This window comes from Streptomyces ipomoeae 91-03, from assembly GCF_000317595.1.
Taxonomy (GTDB): Bacteria; Actinomycetota; Actinomycetes; order Streptomycetales; family Streptomycetaceae; genus Streptomyces; species Streptomyces ipomoeae.
This window is the reverse complement of sequence record NZ_AEJC01000681.1, coordinates 1-3,248: the sequence shown is the minus strand read 5'-3', so window position 1 is coordinate 3,248 and position 3,248 is coordinate 1. Positions and strand designations below refer to the sequence as shown.

Below are 3,248 nucleotides of genomic sequence, written 5' to 3'. Positions count from 1 at the left end.
CGTTGCCGTTGCCGTTGCCGTTGCCGTTGCCGTTGCCGTTGCCGTTGCCGTTGCCGTTGCCGTTGCCGTTGCCCGGGGGCCGCTGCCCGGGGCCAGGTGCCGGGGGCCGGGGGGCCGCCCCGCCACATGCTCACGCGCCCCAAGCCGCGCATCCACCCCACCACGCCCCCTCCCGCACCACCCCTCCCCTTGTCTCCCGCCCCCACCCCCTGTACCGCTTCCATCCCCTGCACCGCTTCCACCCCGGCACCGGACCCCTCTCCCACGCACCCTCTTCGTGCGATCCCACAACCCCCGCCCATCCCACCCTTCGGAAGCCCCCACAAACGCACCCCCTCCCGCCGGTTAGGCTGGCCCCGTGAAGGTCCTCGTCATCGGCAGCGGTGCTCGTGAGCACGCGCTGTGCCGTTCTCTGTCCCTCGACTCCGACGTCACCGCGCTCCACTGCGCGCCCGGCAACGCGGGCATCGCGGAGGTGGCCGAGCTGCACTCGGTCGACGCCCTGGACGGTGCCGCCGTGGCCGCGCTGGCGACCCGGCTGGAGGCCGACCTGGTGGTCGTGGGCCCGGAGGCCCCGCTGGTCGCCGGTGTCGCCGACGCCGTACGCGAGGCGGGCGTCCCGGTGTTCGGGCCCTCCGGGGAAGCCGCTCAGCTGGAGGGGTCGAAGGCCTTCGCCAAGGAGGTCATGGCCGGAGCCGGCGTACCCACCGCCCGGTCGTACGTCTGTATGACCCCCGAGGAGGTCGACGAGGCCCTGGACGCCTTCGGCGCGCCGTACGTCGTGAAGGACGACGGGCTGGCGGCCGGCAAGGGCGTCGTCGTGACGGCGGACCTCGACAGGGCTCGTGAGCACGCGCTGGCCTGTGGCCGTGTCGTCATCGAGGAGTTCCTGGACGGCCCCGAGGTCTCCCTCTTCGCGATCACCGACGGCACCACGGTCCTCCCGCTCCAGCCCGCCCAGGACTTCAAGCGCGCCCTCGACGGCGACGAGGGCCCCAACACCGGTGGCATGGGCGCGTACTCACCACTCCCGTGGGCCGACCCCAAGCTGGTCGACGAGGTGTCGCAGACCGTGCTGCAGCCGACCGTCGACGAGATGCGGCGCCGCGGCACCCCCTTCTCGGGCCTTCTCTACGCGGGTCTGGCGATCACCAGCCGCGGTGTACGGGTCATCGAGTTCAACGCCCGCTTCGGCGACCCGGAGACGCAGGTCGTGCTGGCCCGTCTCAAGACCCCGCTGGCCGGTGTCCTGCTCGCCGCCGCCAACGGCACCCTCGCCGACCTCGAACCCCTCCGCTGGAGCGACGACGCCGCCGTCACCGTGGTCGTGGCCTCGCACAACTACCCCGGCACCCCGCGCACCGGCGACCCCATCACCGGCCTCGACGAAGTGGCCGCCCTGGACGCTCCGCACGCGTACGTGCTGCACGCCGGCACCAAGCGCGACGGCGACGCCATCGTCAGCGCCGGCGGCCGCGTCCTCTCCGTCACGGCCACCGGCAAGGACCTCATCCAGGCCCGCGACCGCGCGTACACCGCCGTCGCCCGCATCAACCTCGACGGCTCCCAGCACCGCTCGGACATCGCGGCGAAGGCGGCGGCCGAGGCGTGACCGGCTGACGGCGAGCCCCGGGTGGTGCACCGCGGCCCAGCCGCGCGTACACGGCCCGGCCCACAACCGCGACCGCCCAGGCCTCTCCCGGCATCCGCCCACGCCCCTCCCGGCATCCGCATACGAACCACCGGCAACGGGTACGAACCCCAGGCCCCGGAAACCTCGGACACCTCAGGAAACCCCTGGAAGACACCACCAGGAACCTCTGGAAAATCCGTCGGAATCCGGGGCCCGATCCTTGCCCGGCGTCATTCACCTCTCCCCAAAGCCATTCCATTGAGTGAGCGATGGCCCATACGGCTGACGACGGCCGGAGCCCCAACTAGGGTGCGGCGCAAGTGTTCCGGCACTTGGCCCACCGACATTGCGATGTCAGTGCCGGGTGCCACAGTGGGGGAGTGAGCAACGCCAGGACATTCGGCGGCCACCACTGTGACGAGCAGTCGTCGCGGCGAGAGCCGCACGGGACAACAGGGGGTGACGTCGGGTCGTGACCGGTATGGCTGGTGGCGAGGAGGCGGGCGCGCAGGCCGCGCGCTCCTGGGCCCTCGCCGTCCTGCGCGTCCGCAGCAGGGCACTGGCCGTGGCACTGCTGCCCGCGGCCGTCGCCGTCGTGCTGCTGGCCGGCGGCTCCACCGGTCACTTCACGGGCCCGGGCTGGGCGACGGCGAGCTGGGTCGTCTCCGTCCTCGCCATCGCCGTCCTGCTCGCCGCCGCGGGGATCGCGCTCGTCGTCGCCCGCGCCCGCCCCGCCGTCAGCCCGACGGTCCCGATCACCGAGGAGGCCGCCCCCGATCTGTACCGCCTCGTCCGCGACCTGGCCGACCGCCTCGACGTCCCACCCCCCTCCGCGATAGCGCTCACCCCCGACTGCGACAGCTGGCTGGAGGACCGCGCCCACCCGGCCCACGCCCCACCCCCGGCCACGCACGCGACCACGACCCCTGCCGGGAACGACGAGATGGCGGACGTACGAGGGCTGTCCTCCGGCCTGTCGTCTCCCCTGCGGCACCGGCCTCCCCTGGCGCCCGTGCTGGTCATAGGCTCCCCGTTCCTGTGGTGGATGCGGGTGGGGGAGCTACGGGCGGTGCTGGCACCGGTCGTCGCCGGTACGGGACCGTCGGCGCACCCGGACATAGCCGCGGCCCGCCGTTTCGTACGAGGGCTGGACGCCGCCGTGGCCGTCGCCTCGGCGCCGACACACGGCCCACCGGTGCGTACGGTGCTGGCCGGCGTCGGCTGGGTGACCCGGCTGCTGCTGCGGGGCTGCCGGGGACAAGCGGCCGAGATGGAGCGGGGGGTCGCCGCCGCCGCGGCCGAGCGTGCACAGGCTGTGGACTACGGTCTGCGGATCGTCGCCCAGGAGCAGGTCGGCCTGGCGTACGCCGGGTGGGACCGTCTTCTCACCCGGGTCGCGCTGCCCGCCTGGCGGATGGGCCGCTGGCCGTCCCGTCTCGATGCGGGCGTGGTCGCCGCGCTCACGGAGCTGTCCCGCCGAGACCGCCTCGCCGAGGGCTTCGCCTCCCGGCTCGGCGAGCGTCCCGCCTGCGACCTGCTCGAAGAGCCCGGCCTGGTCGACGAGGCCGCGTCCCTGCTCGCCGCCCGCCTGTTCCACGGCGGCCCCGCCGAGTCC

General features: G+C 73.8%; 1 protein-coding gene and 1 pseudogene. Both read left to right on the top strand.

The features are described 5' to 3' along the window. Nucleotides 1–358 precede the first annotated feature (358 nt). The gene (purD, locus tag STRIP9103_RS44745) at nucleotides 359–1,612 is read left to right on the top strand and encodes a phosphoribosylamine--glycine ligase (RefSeq protein WP_009343889.1); all 1,254 of its coding nucleotides are present in this window, start codon (nucleotides 359–361) and stop codon (nucleotides 1,610–1,612) included. A gap of 502 nt (nucleotides 1,613–2,114) precedes the next feature. Next, nucleotides 2,115–3,248: pseudogene (locus STRIP9103_RS44740) on the top strand (hypothetical protein); the annotation flags it as partial.